General features: G+C 45.3%; 21 protein-coding genes. 2 read left to right on the top strand and 19 right to left on the bottom strand.

The genetic code is table 11. The features are described 5' to 3' along the window. Nucleotides 1–45: 45 nt before the first annotated feature. Both Q1A23_RS09645 and Q1A23_RS09650 read right to left on the bottom strand, forming a co-directional pair. The gene (locus tag Q1A23_RS09645; protein WP_299822459.1) at nt 46–525 is read right to left on the bottom strand and encodes a hypothetical protein; all 480 of its coding nucleotides are present in this window, start codon (nt 523–525) and stop codon (nt 46–48) included. A 143-nt stretch (nt 526–668) separates the two neighbouring features. Further along, nucleotides 669–1,175 carry a DUF4442 domain-containing protein gene (locus Q1A23_RS09650; RefSeq protein WP_299822462.1) on the bottom strand — a complete coding sequence of 169 codons (507 nt, stop codon included), beginning with the start codon at nt 1,173–1,175 and terminating at the stop codon, nt 669–671. A 517-nt stretch (nt 1,176–1,692) separates the two neighbouring features. On the opposite strand from Q1A23_RS09650, the gene Q1A23_RS09655 reads away from it, so the two are divergent. Together Q1A23_RS09655 and Q1A23_RS09660 are read left to right on the top strand one after the other, a co-directional pair. Continuing rightward, entirely contained in the window at nt 1,693–2,826 is a 1,134-nt protein-coding gene (locus tag Q1A23_RS09655) for a T9SS type A sorting domain-containing protein (protein WP_299822465.1), read from the top strand. Between the two features lie 270 nt (nt 2,827–3,096). Beyond that, complete coding sequence (locus Q1A23_RS09660; RefSeq protein WP_299822468.1) at nt 3,097–4,983, top strand: T9SS type A sorting domain-containing protein; 1,887 nt, start codon at nt 3,097–3,099, stop codon at nt 4,981–4,983. 72 nt (nt 4,984–5,055) lie between these two features. Here Q1A23_RS09660 and Q1A23_RS09665 read toward each other — a convergent pair whose 3' ends face one another. The 17 genes from Q1A23_RS09665 to Q1A23_RS09745 form a co-directional block, all read right to left on the bottom strand. Beyond that, nucleotides 5,056–5,901, bottom strand: a complete 846-nt coding sequence (locus tag Q1A23_RS09665) for a geranylgeranylglycerol-phosphate geranylgeranyltransferase (RefSeq protein ID WP_299822471.1) — start codon at nt 5,899–5,901, stop codon at nt 5,056–5,058. Nucleotides 5,902–6,018: 117 nt separating this feature from the next. Beyond that, complete coding sequence (locus Q1A23_RS09670) at nt 6,019–6,213, bottom strand: cold shock domain-containing protein (protein WP_187066824.1); 195 nt, start codon at nt 6,211–6,213, stop codon at nt 6,019–6,021. 120 nt (nt 6,214–6,333) lie between these two features. Beyond that, a complete protein-coding gene (locus Q1A23_RS09675; protein WP_299822476.1) occupies nt 6,334–6,831 on the bottom strand; it encodes an HAD-IIIA family hydrolase in 498 nt (165 codons plus the stop codon). A 90-nt stretch (nt 6,832–6,921) separates the two neighbouring features. Beyond that, nucleotides 6,922–7,164, bottom strand: coding sequence for a Fe-S cluster assembly protein IscX (iscX, locus tag Q1A23_RS09680; RefSeq protein ID WP_299822479.1), 243 nt, complete (start codon nt 7,162–7,164; stop codon nt 6,922–6,924). Nucleotides 7,165–7,254: 90 nt separating this feature from the next. Then, nucleotides 7,255–7,584 (bottom strand): 2Fe-2S iron-sulfur cluster-binding protein, encoded by a 330-nt coding sequence (locus Q1A23_RS09685; RefSeq protein WP_299822482.1) that lies wholly within the window; start codon nt 7,582–7,584, stop codon nt 7,255–7,257. 104 nt (nt 7,585–7,688) lie between these two features. Continuing rightward, nucleotides 7,689–8,483, bottom strand: a complete 795-nt coding sequence (locus tag Q1A23_RS09690) for a Rossmann-like and DUF2520 domain-containing protein (protein WP_299822484.1) — start codon at nt 8,481–8,483, stop codon at nt 7,689–7,691. A 96-nt stretch (nt 8,484–8,579) separates the two neighbouring features. After that, nucleotides 8,580–11,180, bottom strand: a complete 2,601-nt coding sequence (gene ccsA, locus Q1A23_RS09695) for a cytochrome c biogenesis protein CcsA (RefSeq protein WP_299822486.1) — start codon at nt 11,178–11,180, stop codon at nt 8,580–8,582. Between the two features lie 92 nt (nt 11,181–11,272). After that, on the bottom strand, nt 11,273–11,698 hold the full coding sequence (locus Q1A23_RS09700; protein ID WP_299822489.1) for a cytochrome c maturation protein CcmE: 426 nt from the start codon (nt 11,696–11,698) through the stop codon (nt 11,273–11,275). Nucleotides 11,699–11,850: 152 nt separating this feature from the next. Further along, nucleotides 11,851–12,117 carry a CcmD family protein gene (locus Q1A23_RS09705; RefSeq protein ID WP_299822490.1) on the bottom strand — a complete coding sequence of 89 codons (267 nt, stop codon included), beginning with the start codon at nt 12,115–12,117 and terminating at the stop codon, nt 11,851–11,853. Next, nucleotides 12,104–12,769 carry a cytochrome c biogenesis protein CcsA gene (gene ccsA, locus Q1A23_RS09710; protein ID WP_299822492.1) on the bottom strand — a complete coding sequence of 222 codons (666 nt, stop codon included), beginning with the start codon at nt 12,767–12,769 and terminating at the stop codon, nt 12,104–12,106. The genes Q1A23_RS09705 and ccsA (Q1A23_RS09710) overlap by 14 nt, the downstream gene beginning before the upstream one ends. Nucleotides 12,770–12,890: 121 nt before the next feature. Then, a complete protein-coding gene (locus tag Q1A23_RS09715) occupies nt 12,891–13,559 on the bottom strand; it encodes a heme exporter protein CcmB (protein ID WP_299822495.1) in 669 nt (222 codons plus the stop codon). A gap of 349 nt (nt 13,560–13,908) precedes the next feature. Further along, nucleotides 13,909–14,586 (bottom strand): phosphate signaling complex protein PhoU, encoded by a 678-nt coding sequence (gene phoU / locus Q1A23_RS09720; RefSeq protein ID WP_299822498.1) that lies wholly within the window; start codon nt 14,584–14,586, stop codon nt 13,909–13,911. Between the two features lie 67 nt (nt 14,587–14,653). Continuing rightward, nucleotides 14,654–15,403: a phosphate ABC transporter ATP-binding protein PstB gene (pstB, locus tag Q1A23_RS09725; protein WP_299822950.1), complete on the bottom strand. Its 750-nt coding sequence runs from the start codon at nt 15,401–15,403 to the stop codon at nt 14,654–14,656. A 21-nt stretch (nt 15,404–15,424) separates the two neighbouring features. Beyond that, nucleotides 15,425–16,282, bottom strand: coding sequence for a phosphate ABC transporter permease PstA (gene pstA / locus Q1A23_RS09730; protein ID WP_299822500.1), 858 nt, complete (start codon nt 16,280–16,282; stop codon nt 15,425–15,427). Further along, nucleotides 16,275–17,150 carry a phosphate ABC transporter permease subunit PstC gene (gene pstC, locus Q1A23_RS09735; protein WP_299822502.1) on the bottom strand — a complete coding sequence of 292 codons (876 nt, stop codon included), beginning with the start codon at nt 17,148–17,150 and terminating at the stop codon, nt 16,275–16,277. Before pstC ends, pstA begins: the two co-directional genes overlap by 8 nt. 69 nt (nt 17,151–17,219) lie before the next feature. Then, complete coding sequence (locus tag Q1A23_RS09740) at nt 17,220–18,191, bottom strand: PstS family phosphate ABC transporter substrate-binding protein (protein WP_299822505.1); 972 nt, start codon at nt 18,189–18,191, stop codon at nt 17,220–17,222. A 99-nt stretch (nt 18,192–18,290) separates the two neighbouring features. After that, on the bottom strand, nt 18,291–19,478 hold the full coding sequence (locus Q1A23_RS09745; RefSeq protein ID WP_299822508.1) for a porin: 1,188 nt from the start codon (nt 19,476–19,478) through the stop codon (nt 18,291–18,293). Nucleotides 19,479–19,616 lie beyond the last annotated feature (138 nt).

The raw sequence follows: 19,616 nt of genomic DNA on the forward strand, positions 1-19,616 counted from the left end.
TATAATATGGGCAAGGCGCAGCCGAAGCCTATATTATGCACCTTGTTATGCCACGTTTATTATATGGCTTATTCTTATTATTTCAATTAACTTTTTTAATACTTTTTTTGAAATTATTCTAAAATTTAATTCTATAATAACAAATCTTACAAATACGATTCCTAATAATGCAGGAAGAATAAGTCCAATAGGATTTTCTACTTCTCTTTGTGAAAGTGTCAATACAATGGAAAGGATTGGAAGCAACACCAAAATTGAGGACAGTATTTTGTATGTTATATGAATTCTTATTTTGATTGAACCCACTTTCTCTTGAAAATCACCACTTAGAACACAAAAAGCTCCATACTTTGCAGATGAGATTACCTTAAAACTATTCTCATTGACCATCCCAATAAAAGCCCTATCCGTCGACTCTAGAACAAGTAAGTCGGTATGCTTTGTATTTTGTTTAAGATGATTAAAGGCTATAGTATAACCGTCAGGTAATTCAACTTTGTAAACGCGTGAAGGAAATAAATTCATATGACTTAAAATGATGCATAACTAGTGTATAAACGGAACTCTATTCCGTTTATACACCCAAATCCGGCGGCTAAACGAAATAAGCTTTATGTTAAATATAGGGATTAGGATTAATACAAGTATAAACTACAGAAGAAAACTTTTTAAGCATTCTTCCCACTCTTCGCCTTCAACGACCAGGTAAACCGAAACTCTGCTACTTTGTCTCCTGCCTCATCCACACCTATACTTGTAGCCACTATTGTAACTCCCTCGCCGGTTGCTTTTGTGCGTTCTGCCGCCTCCTGAATCTGTTGGCCGTTGTGGCAGGTAAAGGTTATCAAACCAACTGCCTTTTTTGTGAAATTAGCTTCCATGTGTGTTACCAGCATGGATACAGCCGGAGTGGATTTATACACATGCATCATGCATAGTACGCCCGTAGAAAGCTCTGCGGCCATACTTAGGCAAGCAAAATAAATGGATCGGAAGGGGTTTTTATTCAGGTATTTGTAAGGTATGGTAACAGCAGCGCTATCCTCGGAAAGTGACTTAACCCGTAAGCCCGCTAAATAAGCCATAGGTAACTTAGCTAGCATAAACAGCCTGAACTTGGCAGATGAGTTCACAATTTGCTGAAACGCATTTACAGAAGTGGTTGTGTTTGCCATACGTTAGATGTAAGAATTAAACAGTTAATAACCTTGCCTGCAGGCTGCCATACTACATGTTTTGCTCAATATACTTATTTCCGGATGCGAAGGCCAGGAATAACTGGCAGTACCTTAAAAGATAGTAAGTGCAGTAAAGCCGAAGCAGGCGTAAAAGCGCTTTCATATTGCGTTTGTGCAGCCTGGGTTGCATCATAAAAATTCTTAGCGCTTGGTCTGCAATTCCTGTTTACATCTGCTTTACTAAGGCGCTCTTAAAGCACACGGTTATCGTGCAGCTATTGTTATTTTAAAAGTGCCTCCGCTTAAAATATAGGGGTAAATATGCCTGTATGCTTCTGTTACTGGCTTATGTATAAACACATCCTATTCAGCACAAACGCTTTGCGAATATTTTCATCGTTATATCACATCCATTTTTTATAAAATACAGTACTGTACGGTATATATAGCAAGTATTTAATACCCTTACTATAAACTTATTTAAAAACATTGTTAAAATTAGAATCATAACGAAATGAAAACACCTATACGCTTATGTATTGCTTTATTGCTGGCCCTGATGGCGCAAAGCTATAGCTTTGCCCAAACACCAACAGTCAGTACCACACTCAATACCATAACAAATGTCAGGTCGGGTATAACCGAAGAATTTACCGTGACTACCCAAGGGGGTAGTGGGCAAATGGTAGTGGGCCGTTTCGACTTTGACCCATACCAGCAAGATGATATTGTGCTGCAGTACAAAGGGCCGGGACAGGAAGAGTATACCACTTTAGCTATGAGCACAGAGGGGGTTGCCATATTTGGTCCGGAGCAGGGTTTTGCTTATGCTGCCGCTGCTACCACCCATAACTTCAGAATACTTTTTGCCAGGGGTATAACATATAACTATACTTTGAGCCTTGTAACGGTAGGGGCAACACCAGAAACTGTAGCCACAGCATCAGGAACTGTAGCAGTAACTACACCTACGCAGTTTCCTACAATAGATGGCACACTCGATAATGTATCGCAGCAAAAAGGCATTGTAGTAAGCCAGGCAGAAGAGTGGCAGATATTTGTTACAACAAATCAATTTGCCGGTGTAATGGGTAACATTCAAATTGTATTGGGTACTCCTGCGCAACGCAATAACATAACGCTGCAATACAATGCGAACAGAGCTGCTACGACAGCAGAAGAAGTGGACTTTCAGCCTTTAGCTTTCAATGAGCAGGGAATTGCTACAATTGGCCCTGCAACAGGAGAGAGATTAACAGAAGAAGGTATAGAGCAGCTTATGAGAGTTACGTTTGCGCAGCCTGGTGATTATACCTACACACTACGTTTTCTGAGAACAGATGGCAACACACTTGCTACCGTTACAGAGACCGTAACTGCTACTGGTGTAGCTGGTATAGGTGATATGATTGGCAATACCCGCATCAGCGTTTACCCTACACTTGCCAACGGTGCCGTAAGAGTAGATTTGGGCGAGGTTAGAAATGCAAGTATAGCAGTTACAGATATGCTGGGCCGTGTAGTAATGCAACTGGAAAAGGCCTCTGGTTCTGTAAACCTGAATACAAGCGGTATGGCCAAAGGCACTTACTTTGTAAAAGTAATTAAAGGCAAAGAAGTAGCCGGAAGCCGCTTTATAGTAAGATAGCTTCTTTTACACTTTATACTTACGCACCAAAAGAGCTCACAACTAATTGTGGGCTCTTTTGGTGTGTCTGCTTTACTATGATTTATACTTGTAATGTATGGCTTTAAGCCGGTAACTAAAGTAAGTGTTCCTTAAAAAAGGTTACCGTTATCTTTTTCGTAAAAGTGTTCCTGCTGCAAAATCATAAATAAGTTTTGCCCGTAATAAATAGTTTAACCACGCACTTTTTTATCACACAAATTATCTGTTAACCACCTAAATTTTTACTTGATGAAAACATATCTACGCCTGTTTACAATCACGCTTATAGCCTTTTTGGGCGCAATAGGCAATGCCCTGGCACAAGGGCCAACCATAAGCAGTACCCTGGGAGGTGCTGAAGATGTAAAATTAAATGAAGCAGTAGCATTTACTGTTACAACTACAAGAGGAAATGCCGCCGAAGGCACCATGGTGAAAGGCCGAATGGTTTTACTTGGTGACAATATTCCTTTCCAGAGCGAAAACATAAAGTTGGAGTACCTAGAAGCCGGCTCAGACCCTCAAGTGTGGCTACCGTTGCCTGTTTCGTCGGAGGGTGTGGCCGCGTTTGGGCCTGAAGATGGATTTCCGTTGGCAGATGCCATAAGCAGCTTCAGAATAACTTTCTCCGCTGTCGGTACATACAACTATACTTTAGAACTGCGCAATGCAAGCACGAACGCTATCGTTGCCTCTGCAACTGAAGCAGTAAGCGTTACCTTTAAAGAGCCTACCATCAACACTACACTAGACAACATCAGTCAGCAGGATGTAATTGCAACCGGGGCAGAGGTGTTATTCCGTGTTTTTTTGGAGGCAGAAGATAGAGAAGGCCAGGTAGCCACTACCAGGCTGGTATTAAATAACCCAGCAGACCGCACCAAATTTACGCTGCAGTATGCTACCAATGTAGAACTTGGCACCGACTTCGAGACCTTAACTGTTGGAGAGGATGGCATTCTTGTTTTCGGCCCTGAAGAGGGCTTCCCTCTAGCAGATACGGACAGGTTATTTAAAATCACTTTTTCGGAGGCAGGTACTTATGAGTATGCCGTACAAGTGCTGATAGGAGGTGATGTTGTTGGCTTCTCTAACGAAACAGTTACAGTAGTAGAGGGAGGAGCCTCTATTGCCAGTACGTTAAATGACGCTACACTTGAGTTAAACACAGCAGCGCAATTTACTGTGTCGGTAAACAGAGGAGCCTGGGGAGAGGATAACTTGTACAGAGTAAGAGTAACGCTGGACGATCCGGAGCAGGCAGAGACCTTTGCTTTGGCAACTGCAGACGGAACTCCTCTAGCTTTTGATGCAAACGGTGTAGCATATTACGGCGATGCCGCAGGCTTTACACTTGCAGAAAACGTTACAGAAAACTTTGTGGCTACAGCTACTGACTACGGCACCTATAACTACCGGCTTGAGTTGCTTCGTTTGGTGCCCGACCAGGACCCGCAGGTAATTGCCAGCTCTGAAGAGAGCGCCGTAGTTCCTTTTGAAAGTGCCACCGTTGCTACCACGCTTAATGGCAAGCAAGTAGAAAGAGACGTTGCCACCACGTTTACAGTAACTGTTACACCTAACGATCAGGATCCTACTACCATGGTGCAGGGTCGCTTAACTTTAGCCAATCCGGAGCAGGCAGCCAATGTGGCGTTGGAGTACCAGGATGAAGCCGGAGCGTACCAACCGATAAACTTTAGTAACGGTGTTGCCTTAATTGGTCCTGCTGCAGGTATGGCGTTAAGCGATGTAAACGGACTTAACTTTAGAGTATCCTTTAATGCTGCCGGTACCTATGCTTATACTTTAGACCTGGTTGAGGTAGATGGCGACGTAATTGCTACTGTAAATGAGAGTGTTGAAGCACTTACACCAACCAGCATCAAGAAGGGCTTCGAAAAAGGCGGCTTTGCCGTGTACCCAACGCTTACAACGGGTGCCGTAAAAGTTGACCTTGTAAACGCCAGAAATGCAAACATACAGGTTGTAGACCTTATAGGTCGTACTGTAGCTGCTCAAGACAATGCAAACGGTGTTGTTGAGCTTGATCTAAGCCGAGTAGCAAAAGGTACTTACATCATCAAGATTCAGGATGGCAGTAACATTAACACACAGCGTGTAGTGGTACGCTAATCATACTTGCACATTAAAAAGGGGGCCGGTGAATAATCACCAGCCCCCTTTTTGTTTTGGGATGCTTATACTTTATAGTACAAACAGCATAGATAGTATACCTGTCAGCATGATTAACTTATTTAAATTACTGAGGTAAGTAAAGTCTCTTTTGCGGTCTGCCCGGATGAGCTTTAGCAGCAGCCATATGCTTGGTGCCAGTACAAGTATAACCATGTATAAATCGTGCTGCAGCGAAGTTCTGGGGTGAAGTATAACAACCACCAGAAACGCCTGGAAAGCAGCGATAAGGGGATAAAGCACTAACTTCGTATTTCTCAACCCGGCTACTATAGGAAGTGTTCGGCAGTCAAAGGAGGCATCGCCTTTCACATCCTCCATGTCTTTGATTATCTCCCGGATAAGCGATATGAGTAAAGCAAAAAGAGAATAGCCAATCGTAATATTGTTAAGCGTATCCGCATAAACAGCCACTATCAACAACATGGAGGCAGACAGCAATGAGATAACCACGTTCCCGATCAGCAGCATCTTTTTTAAACGAGCAGAGTAACCCCACAGCAGCAATACAGCCCCAAGGTTGATTAAGCCTACAGGTATAGACAGGAGCAAGCCGCCCGCTACGCCGATAAAGGAAAGTATAAGGTGGGCAAACATGGCTCTTCTGCGTCTGATCTTCCGGCCAACCAGCATCCTGTCCGGCTTATTGATGGCATCTATCTTTACATCGTAGTAATCGTTGATTATGTAGCCGGCCGCAGCAATAAGAACAGTATATAAAGTAAGCAGCAGGAAACCGGGCTCTAAGGCTTTGCTCCAGTTCACTCCCTCGGCTAGCAAGCATGCCTGCACAAGCGCCTGACTTAAAACTATAAGTATAAGGTTAGGGAAGCGGACGAGGCGAAGTATAGTTTTCACAAATGGTAATCTCTTAGCTTCTGTAAAGATAACGCCCCTTCCGGTAAAGGCAAGTCATAAAAAAAAGCCCTTGCATCAAACAAGGGCTTCTTCTGTAACGGCAGAGTATATGTTTATCTATATTCTTTTCACGTTTACAGCGTTGATGCCTTTTTTGCCTTCTTGTGTGTCAAACTCCACGCGGTCGTGCTGCTGAATTTGAACACCGTTTAGGCCTGTTACATGCACAAAAAAATCTTCATTGGTCTCATCTTCCGTAATGAAACCGAAACCTTTTGATTCAATAAAGAACTTTACTTTTCCTGTTTTCATAAAAATGAATAAAATAATTGTAATTAATTCTAATCGAAATGTACTGAATAGTTTTAATATATGCAATACTATATTAAGAGAAAATTTATATTGAATTGTAGAAAAGACATAAAAAGTAGATTACCACGTGTCCTGGGCCTTCATTATTGTCTCAATTAGCTCTCTTACAGCGCCTCTGCCTCCTTTTTTGGTCGAAATAAACGTCGAAATTTCTCTTATATCATCAGCAGCATCGGCAGGGCAGGCCCTTAAACCACAGCGTTGCATTACTTCATAATCAGGCATATCATCGCCCATATAAGCAACTGTGGCAGGGTGAATGCCTTGCGTATACATATAATCCTCAAACACTTCTGTTTTCTCGTCGATGCCCAGAAAAATATGCTCTATGTTGAGCTGCTCTAGCCTTTTGCGCACGCCTGGCTCGTTTTTGCCGGAGATGATAGCGACATTATAGCCTTGACTAATAGCATGTTTTATAGCAAAACCATCTTTAATGTTAAAAGCCCGAACCTGCTCCCCATCAGCAAAGCAATAGAGTAAACCATCGGTTAGTACGCCGTCAACATCAAAAATAAAGGTATTGATGCGCGTAAGATCTGTTTGAGTGATTGACATAAGTATAGCTAAATAAAAAAAGGTTCTTCACGAGAAAGAACCTTTAAAAATATATATTTTAAACGATATATACGAAGTGCAGCGACTCAATTAGTCTTGGTTGTCGCGCCACTCATACACCCATGCAGCTTGTATCTGCTCCAGGTGTCCTTCGTTGGCTTCTTCACGAGTGCCTGCAAAGTTTGGCAGCGTTAGTATCCACTCCAGCAACTCTGTAAATCGTATACGGTATATTTTGGACTCAGAAAAGTCGTCACCAAATTTCTCATAAAGCGCCATGGCGATGTCTTCGTAATCGTTCCAATGGATTGGCGGTTCGTAATTCTTATTCATCAGTTAATTAGTTTAATGGTTATAAGGCAGTTGTGGTAAAGTAAGATTGCCTGCACAGGAATCCTCCATTACGCCAATTTGCCATTTTGCTTAATGGCCCAGGAAGTCCTGCTCAGGTATGGTTACTACAATGTCTTCGTTGCCTTGCACTACGCATTGGCATCCTAGCCTGGAGTTAATGCGTGGGTCTACGGCGCGGTCAATATAGTCTTCTTCTTTGTCAGAGATTTCCGGCAGGTCGTCCATACCGGCTTCTATGTACACATGGCAGGTACTGCAGCCACATACGCCACCGCAGTTGTGCTGTAGCCTTATGTCGTTGTTAAGCGCAACATCCAGAACCGACTCGCCCTCTACTGCAGGGTGCACCTCGTCTGGTGAGCCGTCTGAAAACTTAAAGGTTATATTTACTACTTTCATTTCTGCATTCTCAATTTAAAGTGCAAAGGTACAAAGCCCAACAGCCGAATCAAAGTATACAATACTTGCGGGCCATTCTGTTTAACCTGCGGGGCTGTAAAAAGTTATACTTTACCAGCTTGTATACTTTGAGTAAGTAGCTTGTAAAGCTCTTTAAACCTCGGGTGCTCTTGCAGCATGTGCAGGTGCGTTTGTATTACGTTATCGTCGTGGCGTATGGCTGGGCCGGTTTGCACCAGGTAAGGGTTTTGCTGGGTAGCTTTTGCCATTGTTTCCTGCACCAGCGGGTGTAGCAGCTCGGTTGGCAGATCAGCCTCTTGTAGTAACTGCTGGCTTATGCCTAACAGGTGGTTTGTAAAGTTACAGGCAAATACCGCTGCCAGGTGCAGTTGCAGCCGTGCCTCAGAAGTAACCTTGTATACTTTGCTGCTTATACTTTGGGCAAGGTTCTCCAGTTGCTGCATAACAGCTTCCTGCTCGGCCTCTAAAAGTATAGGTGCTTGGGCCAGGTCTACTGCTTTGGTTTTAGAAAAGGTCTGGAGCGGGTAAAAAACAGCTGGCTGTGCGCCATGTATGTTTTTAAGTATAGCTAAAGGCTGTGAGCCAGAAGTATGGGCTACAACAGTACCCGGTGCCACTTTCAACTCAGATGCTACCTGTGCCAATGCTGCGTCCGGTACGGCAACAAGTATAATATCTACGGCTAAGGCTGCAAAGTTAAGCGAAGAAGCTTGTTGGGCTTCCGGAAGTGTCTTTGCCAGCGCCTCTCTGGATGCTGCGCTACGGCTGTAAACAGCTACCACAACATGGCCTGCTGCAGTTAAAGCCTGCGCCAGGTGCCAGGCCACATTGCCGGCCCCAACAAAAGCGATCTTATATCTTTTTTCGGTGGTGCTCATACTTCTGTTCTAAGGCTGTTAAGTTAGTAGCTATGGTTTTTAAAACAAAAAGCCCTTACCTACATGGCAAGGGCTTTTTGCTTAACAGAGGCTGTACTAGGCAGCTTGTACTTCTTTATTTTTCTTTGGTTTTTTTGCTGCTTTAGGAGTGCCGCCTTCTTTATTGCGGCGCACAATAGCCATCACAAAACCAATAGACATCACAATGGTGCCAATCCAGAGTATGTTCACAAATGGCTTCTCCATCGCTTTAAGAATGATGTAGTCCTTTTGGGTAGTGTTTACACCAAACTTAAACTTACCTTGCTCAGGGTCTACATTCAATAAAGTCATTCTTAAGCCTAAGTCACCTACCACTTCAGGGTAGTAACCTGCCATGCCGTCTTTGTAAATTAAAACAGGGTGTGCATGATAGGTCTTTCTTTCTCCAAAGATTTTAACATCAGCCTGTACTGCTATATCACCTTCTTTTAAGGCAATGCCTGGCACAGTCTTGATAACTTCTGCTCCGTTAAACTGTGCTACGTAATCGTTCAGAATTATCGTGTCGCCGGCAGCTAACTCGTATTCTTTTAAGTCTCCCCAGTCTTTCTCCTCATTAGGGTCCGGAACAGAAGAAACGTGTGTGTACAGGTCTTTGTCTGCAAAGTGCTTGATATCCGGTGAGGCAAGCAAGCCCATGTTCGGGTTAACCTGCGCACGTGGGTAAAGCGTAAAAGTTTTGTCTCCTTCGCGCTCTTTGTACTGCACCTCGTAATACGTATTTTCCGGCGACTCCAGGTTTAATGTATCACCTATCTCAAAGTATACTTTATCGCCTGCCTGTATGCGGCCACGTGCAATGGCTTTATACTCATCTGCAGTCGGGAAAAGCAACTCACGGTTTACATAGCCTGGCACACCTTCAACCTCCTGGAACTGACCATGGTAGCTAACAGTATACTTATCCATCTCTACAGGGGCGTTGCGCCATAGCAACACGTTGTCACGGTTAATTTCTTCAGGGAACTCACGAGAGTAAACCAGGCCAGATGTATTTTCCGACACGATATTAGAGTAGCCTGAAGAGAAAAGGATACCGATCAGCATCAGGGCTATACCAATGTGCGATACAGCGCCTCCCGATAGGGTTACTTTTTTGTGCAACAGGTTCAGGATAATGCTCAGGTTCGCAAACACGGCAAAAAGTGAAGCTACCAGAAGTATTATGTACACAGGGTTATCAATTGTCTCGTTGCCGATAACGCCTAGTTTAGACAGCACGATGATCAAGCTGGCAAACAACAGCGTGAGCATACCCGGCAGCATTATAGCCTCGGTAAAGCCGCCTTTATCGCTTTTGCGCCACCACAGCAACTGGCCAATACCGGTAAGTATGGCAACGCCTACACCTGCCCAAAGCTGGAACTTGGTGTAGTGTGCAATCTGGTCGGCTGGCAGGGCCGCGTTAGACTCTATGCCGAAGAAGCCCAGGAATGAGTTGTAAACCGGAATAGAAGTGGTAAACAACACCTGGAAAGCTGCAAGGCAAAGCACAATGGCTCCGATAAATACCCAGAACTCGCCGCTGTAAGTAGAAAGCTCTTTTTCAGAAGTAGGGATCTGCTTCCATTTGTACACCAACAGCACAATTGCCAGCACGGCAAAAGCACCCAGGTAAGCAAACAACTGACCAGATAAGCCAAGGTCAGTAAAAGAGTGAACGGAGGCGTTACCTAGTATACCGCTACGCGTTAAGAAAGTAGCGTAGAGTATAAGTATAAAGGATGTGATCACAAGTATAAAAGATGCCTTTAAACCGGACTTGCCACGGCGGTAAGCAATCATCGTATGGATGGCGCCGATCAGTACCAGCCACGGAATGTATACGGCATTTTCAACCGGGTCCCAGTTCCAGTAGCCACCAAAGTTAAGCGTTTCGTAAGCCCAGTAAGCACCCATCATGATACCGATACCTAGTGATACGGCAGCAAAATGTGCCCATGGCAATGCCGGACGAATCCACTCTGAGAATTTGTTTTTCCATAGGCCGGCCATTGCAAAAGCAAAAGGTACTAGTGTGGCGGCAAAGCCCAAAAACAGGGTAGGAGGGTGAATAACCATCCAATAGTTTTGCAACAGCGGGTTAAGGCCCGTGCCATCCTGCGGTACAAAGTTCGGGTCCATGGCAAACACCGGAGCATCTGTCATGAAATCGCGCATCAGGATAAAAGGAGAGGAGCCAATCTTTAAATCACCGATCACTACTCCCAAAATCATGGAGGTAAGGAACAGTTGCACAAAAGAGAATATACCCATTACAGGCGCTTCCCACTCTTTATTTTTCTTTCCGCCTCTAATCAGCACAAAGCCCAGCAGCACATGCCAGAAGATCCACAGCAGGAACGAGCCTTCCTGGCCTTCCCAGAAGCAGGAAATCATGTAGTGAACCGCCAGGTGGTTAGAGGAGTGGCTCCAGGCGTAGTAATATTCGTAACGGTGCTCGTAAATGATATTGAACAACGCAAAGATTACCATAAACACGGCAGCGCCATGCACGTAAAAAGCACCACGTGCCAGCTTACGCCAGCTTGTGTCTCCGGTAGCCTCTACTGCGGCACGAGATGCCATAAAATAAGCATAAGAGGACACGATGGCCGCAACAAAAGCCACAATCACACTCGCATGGCCTATATCCCCAATCAGCGTATTAATCATGTTTGATAGTTAAAAGTTTAAAGTTGAGAGTTATGAGTTGAAGAAGAAAAGAGCTATCACTTTTAACTCTTAACTATCAACTCTTAACTAAATTACAGGCTTGCCGTGTTTGCCTGCACTTCGTTTTCAGTATATTTAGAAGGGCACTTCAACAGAATCTTATCAGCCACGAACACGTTGTTTTGCATGTTGCCCGTGATTACCACCTGTTCTGAGCGTTCAAAGTCCTGTGGTTTTGGGTTAAAGTACACTACCTTCTGTTCGTAGCGGTTTGTATCCACCAGCATAAACGTAAAGTAGTTAGGGTCAACAAGTGGGTCGTAGTTCATGCCTACTATATGCCCCTGAGGGTCTTTCTTAAGGCGGCCTACCACGTGTACTTTCGTCATGTCTCCATCCTCGGAGCGCTCAATGGCCTCGCCAAAAGAAACATAGGTGCTGGCATCGCCAACCGACGACATGATAATAACGATCGCTACTGCGATAACTAAAATCCCGATGATATGCGTTTTTTTCATCCTTGTAAAAATGACTTTTCTGCTTTTCTTGTAGCCTAACACGCAACAGAAGAATAAAAATCCATTGCATGCGGCTTATTTTATACTTGCTTTTCAGGCATTTGATTCAGCGTTTTAAAGGCAGGGCATTACCAAATACCTAACTCAAATCCTTAATCCCGCATCTGCTTTTCCAACCTTGCCACTTTACGGTCCAGGGTAACCAGGTAAGCGATCAAACCAACTAAAACAGTAAGCAGTACAACCACAACCACATAAATTTTACCATCCTGGCGCAGCGTGTCGGCCATTTCAATTTCTGGTTGCGGAGCCGACGAGAATTCGACTTCTGTTTGTTCAGGTTGTGCCTGTGCCTGTTGCAGCCCAGTTGTGGCAAAAAGTATAAAGCACCACACGGCCAGTATTCTAAACAGTTTCATATAAGCGTTGTCTGAGTATTTCTAATCTTGATTTCACGTTTACGATCCAGATGCCCAGCAGCGTCCAGCCCAGTACGGCAGGGTAAAACACCAAGCGCAGGCGGCTGTCCAGATCATAGGTGTTAAAGCCGGGGTTACCGCCATTGCCAGGGTGCAGCGAGTCGGTAAGCCTTGGAAGTATAAACAGGAGCGGGATAAGCGCTGCAAAGGCAAAAATATTGTATACTGCGCTGATGCGGGCACGCTGCTGCTGCTCGTTAAAAGAGCTGCGCAGCACCACATAGGCAAAGTATATAAGCAGGCCTATAGCCGAGGCATTTTGTTTTGGATCGTTGCTCCAGTACTCGCCCCAGGTAAACTTTGCCCATTCCATGCCGGTAACAATGCCCAGCACACCGAAAAGAATACCGACCTTGGCAGCCTCGTAGGCAATCACGTCGTTTCTGGTTGTGGGGTTGCGCAGGTATTTGATGGAGTAAACAACAGAAATCAGCAGGATCAGGATCATGCCAAACCACATTGGCACGTGAAAGTATAGGTTTCTGATGGTCTCGTTAAGGATGGCTAACCTCGGAACATCAGATAACATACCGGCAACTACTGTAAAAACCAACAGTACAACAGCCAATATTTTCCACCAGTTTTTCTTCATTTTTACTTTAAAATTCTAAAGCTTTTCGTTTTTCTCCCAGGTTGATAACAACTTTTCTAAGTTTTTACTTCCGCCTGGGGTTCAAAAAAGGCCATTTATACTTACTAAACGGGCATTTACCTTACGAACGCCAAAGGTACGGGAATAAGATGTAAGAAACGGTGACAACGATCATGTTTATGGCAAGCAAAGTAAGTAGTTCGTCGAGGCTGGTGCTACGGTCTAAGCCATCCAAGGCATTTTTAGACATTTTTATGAGCATGAGCAACATGGGCACGATCACCGGAAAGCTGAGTACCGCCATTAAGGTTCCGCTGTTAGCCGCCTTAGAGGCTATGCCCGATATCATGGTTAGGGAAGTGGAGAAACCAATGGCGCCTAAAAGTATGGTTAGCAGAAACATGGGCACGTCCTGCACCGGATTTCCCAGTACAAAAGCATAAAACACAAAGCAAATGAGGGCCAGCACCAGCATGATCATCGCGTTGTAAACGATCTTGGCAAGTATAACCCCCTGCGGACTTACGATAGAGTAGAAGTATAGCAGCCTGCCCCGGTTTTCCTGCATAAAGCTTTTGGCAATAGCGTTGACAGACGTAAACAAAAGTATAATCCAGAGCACGGCGTTCCAGACGGGGACAGTAAGTACATTAGAGCGCAACCCGAAACTGAGGTAGCACACAAAAACGGTACTGCTCACATACAATATCATGCCGTTAAAGGCATACTTCTGTCGCCACTCCAGCACCAGGTCCTTCTGTATCAGGTATAAAACTTCTTTAAACAGCATAGTGCCTCTATTTTACCGCAAAGGTACGGCACAAAAAGGTTAATTGCTAAAGTGGCCAATAGCAGCCTGGTTAAGCGGCCCATCTGTTTAAATAATGCGGATGCAGGTGTAAGCTGCGAAAGCCAGACAAGCAAACGGGAAAGGTCAGGGAATATGGGTTGTCCTTTTATACTTACGCTACGAAGTATACTTCTCTGCTTGCTCAGAAATGCGGTTAAAGTCACCTTGTTCTTGGCTGCATTTATACTTTAATAAACCTGCGGCAAAACAAGGAGAGCATGAAACGCTATGATCCATGCTCTCCTGTTTATACTTTGTAAAGTTGAGGCAGCAACTATATAAGTAGCAACTAGTCCTTCTTCTTTTTCTTGTCCTGTTTGTGCTTTACCACTTTGGCTTCGCGGTAGAAGATAATTTCTTCGGCGATGTTGGTTACCTGGTCGCCTACGCGCTCCAGCTTTTTAATGATGGAGAGCAAAGCAAGAGCCTCTGAAATCTGATCCGGGTGCTGTTGCATAAACTCAGTTGCAATGCCATCGGATTTGCGGTAGATCTTGTTAAGCGCCTTATCCCGTTTAATGATGGACTTAGCCAATTGCGTATCGTTTGAGGTAAAAGCAACCCGGCATGCGGCAAACATAGCCAGGGCCTCTTCATACATCGGTACTACCTGCGTCTTTTCCAATAGCTCCGGGTGCATGGGCGCGTCCAGCTTCTTTACAAAGCGTGCTATTCCTTCCGCAGTATCGCCGAGGCGCTCCAGGTTGGCGTTAATTTTAAGTATGGCCAGCACCATGCGCAGGTCTACGGCAACAGGGGTAAATAGTGCAAAGAAGTTCTCGCACATGCGGTCTATCTTCACATCAAACTGGTTTACTTTTTTGTCGCGCTTAATTACCAGCTTTGCCAGCTCTGTGTTGGACGTCAGCATGGCTTCGCGACCACTTTGCAGCTGATACTCCACCAGGTCCCACATTTCCAGGAGTTTGACTTTGAGGCGCTCTAATTCTTTATCTATGTGCGGCATTTTTATTTTTTTAGGAGCTCAGAAAACACAAGAATCAAAAGTATAATGTGTGTATAGTAACCCGAGATCAACCGAAACGGCCTGTAATATAGTTTTGGGTGCGGTTATCTTTAGGGCTTGTGAACATGGTTTTTGTTTTGGCATATTCTACCAACTCTCCCATGTAAAAGAAGGCTGTCTGGTCGCTTACACGGCCGGCCTGCTGCATGTTGTGCGTTACAATTACTATGGTGTAGTGGTTCTTCAACTCATAGATCAGCTCCTCTATCTTAGCAGTAGAGATGGGGTCCAGGGCAGATGCCGGCTCGTCCATCAGTAGTACAGTAGGCGAGATAGCCAACGCGCGTGCAATGCACAACCTTTGCTGCTGCCCCCCCGACAGCGCCAGCGCAGATTTGTTCAGGTTATCTTTTACCTCGTCCCAAAGGGCAGCCTGGCGCAGCGACTTTTCTGCCGCTTCGGCTAATACCGCTTTGTTTTTGATGCCTTGTATTTTAAGGCCATACACTACGTTTTCGAAAATGCTTTTAGGGAAGGGGTTTGGCTTCTGGAACACCATGCCTACTTGCTTACGCAGTTCATCTACCTGCACATCTTTCTGGTAGATGTTGTTTCCGTCGAGCAGTATCTGGCCCTCTACCCTAAACCCATCTATGTAGTCGTTCATGCGGTTAAAAGTGCGCAGAAAAGTAGACTTGCCGCAGCCGGATGGGCCAATAAAAGCAGTAACGTTTTTTTCTTCCATGGCAATGTTGATGTTCTTCAGGGCATGGAAATCGCCGTAGTAGGCGTTTAAGGCTTGGGCTTCGAGCTTTATGTCTTTTTTACTCATGGTGTTTTACCACTTTATTTTTCGTTGCTGGCGGTTGCGCAAGTATACGGCTATTCCGTTCAGCATAAAGGTGATGATCAGAAGTACAATGATGGCTGCAGCTGCGTTGTTCAGGAATGCCTCCTGTGGCCTGGATGTCCAGTTAAAGATCTGAATTGGCAGTACGGTAAACTCATCCATTGGTGATGATGGCGTGAAAGGCACGTAAGCCAGGGCTCCGATTACAATAAGCGGGGCAGCCTCGCCCACCGCTCTCGAAAGCGCCAGTATAATGCCTGTAAGTATACCTCCAAAAGATGCCGGAAGAACCTGGAACCAAACCGTTTGCCACTTAGAGGCACCCAGGGCAAATGAACCGTCGCGGATACTGCGTGGTACTGATTTTATGGCCTCGCGTGTGGTTACTATAATGATCGGAAGTATAAGCAGCGACAATGTGAGTGCGCCAGCCAATAAGCTGCCGCCCAGGCGCATCTGCCTTACAAATATTTCCAGGCCAAGTAAACCGTAGATAATAGAAGGTACACCGGCCAGGTTGGCAATGTTAATCTCCAGAAAACTAGAGAGCCTGTTTTTTTTGCCGTACTCCTCTAAGTATACACCTGCTGCCACACCCAACGGGAAAGCAATCAGGGTGGTAAGCACCAGTATCCACAGCGTGCCTACCCAAGCGGTAAGTATACCTGCCCGGCTGGCCCTGCGCGATGGCAGGCTCGTCAGGAAATCCCAATCGATGCGCTTGACACCCTCAATTACAATATCGAACAGGAAAATAGCCAGTACTACCAAACCGATAAAAGTGCAGAAGATGCCGAAGACCTGGAAGGCTTTATCCTTGAGCCTGTTTTTTTCAGAATTAGTCATACTTTTCCTGATATTTCTTTTTGATCCAGAAGCTTAGGTTGTTCAGCGCAAACGTGAAGACGAAGAGGGTGATACCTGCCGCAAAAATGGTTTTATACTCCAGGGAGTCTCGTGGCACATCTCCCATACTTACCTGCACAATGTAGGTGGTAATGGTTTCGATGGGCACCAGCGGGTTTAAGGTAAGGCGTGGTTGCTGGCCTGCCGCAATAGCTACGATCATGGTTTCGCCCACAGCCCTGGAGATGGCAAGTATAACCGAGACCACAATACCAGAGGAGGCAGCCGGGACCATTACACCGAACGATGTCTGCAAGCGTGTGGAGCCCATGCCGTAGGCAGCCTCGCGCAAGGAGCGCGGTACCGCGCTGATGGCATCCTCGCTTAAAGAAGAGATCATCGGGATGATCATGATGCCCATCACAATACCCGCCGACAAAGCGTTGAAACCGGCCATGCCAGGTATAAATTGCTGCAGAAAAGGTGTAACTACGGTTAAGGCAAAAAAGCCATACACTACCGTTGGAATGGTGGCAAGCACCTCTAGCAGCGGCTTCACGATCTGCTTCATGCGGGCATGGGCGTATTCGTTTAAGTATATGGCTATGGTTAAGCCAATGGGCAAAGCTACTGCAATGGCAACGGCGGTGGTAAGCAAAGTGCCCGCTACTAAGGGCATTATACCAAACTTTTTATCGGCAAACAGCGGGGTCCATTCTTTCTCAGTCAGAAATTCGCTAAGCGACACCACCTGGAAAAAGCTGATAGACTCTGAGAGCAAAACCCAGATAATGCCTATCGTGATGAGTATTGTGATTACGGCTGATAACCACAACAAGCCCTCGATTATTTTTTCGGATACTCTCAAGGTGATGTGTTTTTTTTAAGCATCTGCTTTGGCTTGTGTGCTAAAACAAGTGCCTGTGTGTATTTCAGGTTATTTCTTTAAGCTGTCAGCAAATTGCTTAAACTTTTCTTTCTGCTCCTGATACTTGCTGTCTGGCAACGGGATGTAACCTACCTCCTGGCTAAGCTCAGGGGCGCTGTCAAGGTAAAAGTTTATAAACTCCACTACCTCTGGTCTAGCTGCCGCTTTTGAGTTAACATAAATGAACAAGGGGCGTGAAAGTGGGGCATAAGAGGCATCTTTTACTGTTTGGAGAGAGGGTAGTACAGCACCCTTGCCATTGTCTACGGGTACAACTTTTAGTTTATTCTGGTTTTCTTCGTAGTAAGCAAACCCAAAAAAGCCTAATGCATTTGGGTCAGACGATACACCTTGTACTAGTACATTATCGTCTTCGCTGGCAGTATAATCGCCGCGGCTCGAATGGCTTTTGCCTACAATAGCTTCCGTAAAATAATCGTAAGTGCCAGACTCAACGCCTGCACCATAAAGGTGAATTTCTCTGTCAGGCCACTCCGGGCGCACCTGGTTCCAGCGCATAATCTTACCTTGTGCGGCAGGCTCCCATATTTTCTTCAGGTCAGCTACTGTAATATCCTTTACCCAATCATTTTCAGGGTGCACTACTACTGTCAGTCCATCATAAGCTACCTCCAGCTCTACATACGTTATGTTGCTTGCCTTGGCTTGTTCAGCTTCTGCCTCACTTATCTGTCGCGATGCGTTTACCATGTCTATCTCGCCGCGGGTAAACTTCTTCATGCCGCCGCCTGTACCAGACACGCCTACGGTTACTCTCACATCCGGAGCCTCAGCACGAAACTCCTCTGCGACAGCCTCTGTGATAGGGTATACGGTAGATGATCCGTCGATCTGCACGGTGCCTGCCAGGTTCCCAGCTGCTTCGTTAGAGCTGTTGCCACCGCAGGAGCTAAGCAGCAGCGATGCGCTTAGTAATAAAGCAGCGGCAAATGTTGTGTTGTTACGCTTAAAGTTTAGCATAAGCCAATTTGGTTATAGTGTTGTGTTAAATACCTGCTTATTAGATTTTAATTTGGTACTGCAATACAAGTATAGTAGTATCAACTATGCTACATGGGGCTAAAGTGCCAGCTCGAACTGAACCCTGAACTGATACTGTTCAGGGCGGTTTTCTTCATCCTGCAGGGTAATATCGCTCTGCACTTTAAGCGAGTGCCCAACAATATACTTTGACAAACCAAGGGTATACTGCTTTTGGTCGCGAAGGCCCGTAGCGGCTGTAGGGTCGTAGCTGGTATAGCGTCCGGCTACTTCCCAATTAGTGGCGAATATGTATCCAGCTTGAATGTTGAAAGCGTTTCCCGTCACAAAGGTCTCTTCTACGCCTCCTGTATCATCAGTCAAAACAACAGGCCCGTCCGGAGCTTTTCGATTGGCATATTCAGCCATGGATGAGAAGCCTCTGTACTTGAACATGGCATCTAAAAAAAGTGTGCGCAGGTCTCGCTCGGCACTAAGGAAATCGCCAAGCTGGCCCTGTGACCTGGAAGCGTTATCGTTGTAATCGAATGAGGCGGCCAAGGCTAATTTAGGTGTTTGTTCTCGCTCAATATCACCCCCTACATAATCGCCATCGCCTTTAAATTCGCCGAAAGGTAGCACCTCAAAGCGAGCTGTGTAGCCGTAGCCGCCCGCATTGTTTACTGTAATATCGCGGCCTTCGCCCATACTTATGGCGCCTGCTTCGCGAAGCACCACATTGCCTATTTTATGTTGATGGTGTAGCTGCAAGCCAGCGTCGCGATCTAAATTAAACTGTGCGTTTAGCAGACTGCGATCCACGAACTGCATTTTTTGGGAGGAAACAATACGCTCTCGGTTGCCTGGTAATTTTGTCTGGCCAACCCAAAGAGACAGGTTTGGTGCAAAGTTCCATTTGGCTACTGCATCAAGTATAATGTTGTCGGCGTTGTTTGTCTGGTCTGGCGTGTCGCTGCCAATGTCGCTGTTACTCAGGCCTAACTCTATTTTATACTCCAGCTTAGGCGAGTAGGCAAAGCCGTCAAACTTTAAGCGTGCCCTGCGGATAAGTATGCGGTCATCCCAATTGTTCGTTTCCGCATTTTGCACTCCCTGGTACAGCACCTGGAAGCGTGTACCCAGCTTTATGCTGAACGAAGAATCTGCAGCTACAAATTGCAGCCCTTTACCAAATTTGGAGTTATTTATACTTTGCCCAAAGGAAGTATAAGTGGTTAGTATACAGATTATGAGTAATAAATAAGCTCTTTTGCAGCGTAAATCCACGGTTAAAAGGATTAGGTGAGTTTTCCTTTGATGTTACCTGGCATGATATGGTTAATCAGGCCATATGGTTGTTGCTTAAAGCAGTTAGTCAGGCTGCTTTTATAGCTTCATGCCAATTTACGGTGCAAAGTAACTTGC

Source organism: uncultured Pontibacter sp., from assembly GCF_947492645.1.
In the GTDB taxonomy this organism is placed as follows: domain Bacteria; phylum Bacteroidota; class Bacteroidia; order Cytophagales; family Hymenobacteraceae; genus Pontibacter.